At 65.6% G+C, this 2997-nt stretch carries 2 protein-coding genes; one reads left to right on the top strand and one right to left on the bottom strand.

The window, feature by feature from the left end; translation table 11 throughout:
* Positions 1 to 629 precede the first annotated feature (629 nt).
* Positions 630 to 1979, top strand: coding sequence for an NAD-dependent succinate-semialdehyde dehydrogenase (locus tag WA944_RS04530; RefSeq protein WP_526375682.1), 1350 nt, complete (start codon positions 630 to 632; stop codon positions 1977 to 1979).
* Positions 1980 to 2061: 82 nt separating this feature from the next.
* On the opposite strand, the gene WA944_RS04525 is transcribed toward WA944_RS04530, so the two are convergent.
* A partial coding sequence (locus tag WA944_RS04525; protein ID WP_526646442.1) for an IS1634 family transposase occupies positions 2062 to 2997 on the bottom strand: 936 nt, incomplete at its 5' end.

The raw sequence follows: 2997 nt of genomic DNA, 5'->3' as shown, positions 1-2997 counted from the left end.
TCGGGGCTGCCGGCTCTGGACAAGGAGCGTCGCGTCAGCGATGCATGCCCTCGTGCCGCTGGGCGATGGCCAGAAGCTCGTCACGAACCGTGGAATCCGGCATGGCGTTGATCCGCGCGTAGAGGCGGCGCCGTTTCTTTCATGGCGCGCCGGACGTCTGCACGGAAGTGCGCGATGGACATTTTTCTCAACTCTCCTTTGGCCCCGGGTTGCGGGGTTCTGTTTGCTGCTCGCTCCACTCGGGCGAGGATCACTCGGCAAGGAAAACGTCACGATGGTCCTTATACTGGGTAAATCGACTTTGGCGGTGTGAGTTTGGATACAGCGCCAGGTTGATGCAGGTGGAGGGCGGTGTACTGTTCCCGACTTGGGGAATGCCCCTCGATGCCGGCGGCACTAGTGCCGCGAGCGCCCATTGCGAACTCACTTTGCTGAGTGGCCGCGGTCACGGCCAACTCGGACCCACCGATTTGGGGAGATGTGTGGCAGCGGTGTCCAGCAGCCGTTGAGGACGGTGCAGGTACTGATAATCCGCCCCGTCGAACGGCCGAACCGTAGTGTTCAACGTGGACGTGAGACTGAACCAGATTCGGCCCTCATAGGACCAAGAGACCAAGGAGTGGAACACGATGAGCACATCCGCGTACGCGGTGGTCGATCCGTCGACCGGCGAGCTGATCCGGGAGTACCCGACTGCGACCGACGAGCAGGTCGAGCAGGCCGTTGCCGCTGCGGCGAAGGCCCACAGGGAATGGTCACGTGGGTCGACCGTCGCCGAGCGCGCCGCTCTGCTCCGCAAGGTCGCCGAGTTGCACACCCAGCGCAAGAGCGAACTGGCGAAGATCATCCAGCGTGAGATGGGCAAGCCGCTGGACCAGTCCGAAGGTGAGGTCGACTTCAGCGCCGCGATCTACGAGTACTACGCCGACAATGCCGAGAAGTTTCTGGCCGACGAGCCGATCGAGCTACTGGAGGGCGAAGGCTCCGCGCTGATCCGCCGCAGCTCCGTCGGCGTGCTGCTCGGGATCATGCCGTGGAACTATCCGTACTACCAGGTGGCCCGGTTCGCCGGCCCGAACCTGGTGCTGGGGAACACCATTGTGCTCAAACACGCCCCGCAGTGCCCGGAGTCGGCGGCCGCGTTGCAGCAGATCTTCCTCGACGCCGGCTACCCGGAGGGCGCCTACGTCAACATCTACGCCACCAACGAGCAGATCGCCGAGGTGATCGCCGACCCACGCGTGCAAGGGGTTTCGCTGACGGGTTCCGAGCGTGCCGGCGCTGTCGTCGCGGAGATCGCGGGTCGCAACCTGAAGAAGGTGGTGCTGGAACTCGGCGGTTCGGATCCGTTCGTCCTGCTCAGCACCAACGACCTGGACTCGGCCGTGGAGGCGGCGATCGACGGACGCTTCGAGAACACCGGACAGGCCTGCAACGCCGCCAAGCGGATCATCGTCGCCGAGGACGTCTACGACGAGTTCCTGGACAAGTTCACCAACAAGGTTCTCGCAAAGGCGGACGGGCTGGCCCCGCTGTCGTCGGTGGCCGCCGCGGAGCGCCTCGATGAGCAGGTCAAACGCGCCGTCGACGACGGTGCGACGCTGGTGTCGCAGGGGGAGCGCAACGGCGCCTTCTACCCGCCCGGCGTGCTGACCGGCGTCTCGCCTGACTCCCCCAGCTATAAGGAGGAGTTGTTCGGCCCCGTCGCGACAGTGTTCAAGGCGACCTCGGAGGAGCAGGCGGTGGAAATCGCCAACGACACCCCGTTCGGGTTGGGGTCCTACGTGTTCACCACCGATGACGAACAGGCCCGCCGGGTCGCCGACCGGATCGAGGCCGGGATGGTCTTCGTCAACGCCGTCGGCGCCGAAGGAGCCGAGCTTCCGTTCGGCGGCGTGAAGCGGTCGGGCTTCGGCCGGGAACTCGGGCGCTTCGGCATCGACGAGTTCGTCAACAAAAAACTCATCCGCATCAGCTGAGCGGGGAGTGCGTTGTAGCCTCACCGCATGTTGCGTCCTGGAAGTTGGACTGAACTAGCCCCGTTTTCCGCATTGTTTGGTGTCAAGGTGTGTTGGTGTTGGATGTTGTTGTTGTGCTTGGTGTTTCAGGCCATGGTAGTGGAATGTCGAGGTGGGCGAGGATGAGTCGTTGGACCGGGGTGAGGCGGTCGAGGTGCAGGCCGGTGGTGGTGTAGGTGGCGTGTAGGCCGGTGAAGGCGGTGAGTACGGCGCGGGCGGTGGGGATCGCGTCGCGGTGTTCGGGCAGCAGGCGGGGTAGCGGAGTGTCGGGGCCGAGGGCGCGGCGTAGGTCGGCTTCGATGAGACCGTAGACGAGTAGGGCGACGCCTACGACGGCGATCAGGGCGTGGATGCGGTCGTCGTTGTGTAGGAAGACCGGTCGCACCCGCAGGGTTTGTTTGAGGTCGCGGTGGCGTTGTTCGACGATCCACTGGTCTTTGTAGATTTTGAGCACGTCGAGCGCGGTCAGCGGCGTCTCGGGTGGGTCGGGCAGGTTGGTGGCGATTGCGTAGAGTCCGTCGAGTTCGGCTGCGGCGGTGATGGTTTCTGGGTTGCGCCGCCAGGCGATGGTGGGTTTGCCGGCCGGGTCGACGCCGGTGGTGATGGTGATCAGGTCGGCGATGCGCGCGCCGACGAGTGTGGCGATGCGGTCGTCGACCTGCTTTTTGGTCTTGTAGTAGCGGCCGCCGAGTCCGTTGCGGATGCGGGCCAGGCCGTCCTCGGCCTTGGCGAGCGCGCGTTGGCGGGCGTCGGCGACGGAGGCGGCCTCTTCGGAGGACCAGATGTAGGCCAATCGCAGCCGGTGGCGGGTGGCGATGTCGGGGTCGGGGTGGGTGACCTCGACCTGGCGCAGCAGGCCCCGGTAGCGGGTGCGCCGATCCTCGGGCAGTCGCCGTTCGCGTTGGGCGCAGTGGTCGAGGTCGGCCAGCGCGTGCAGGGCGCCGACGTCGGCGCGGAACCAGTCGGCCCAGCCGGTGTC

It is taken from the genome of Mycobacterium sp., from assembly GCF_049683355.1.
In the GTDB taxonomy this organism is placed as follows: domain Bacteria; phylum Actinomycetota; class Actinomycetes; order Mycobacteriales; family Mycobacteriaceae; genus Mycobacterium.
This window is presented reverse-complemented; position numbering and strand designations above follow the sequence as displayed.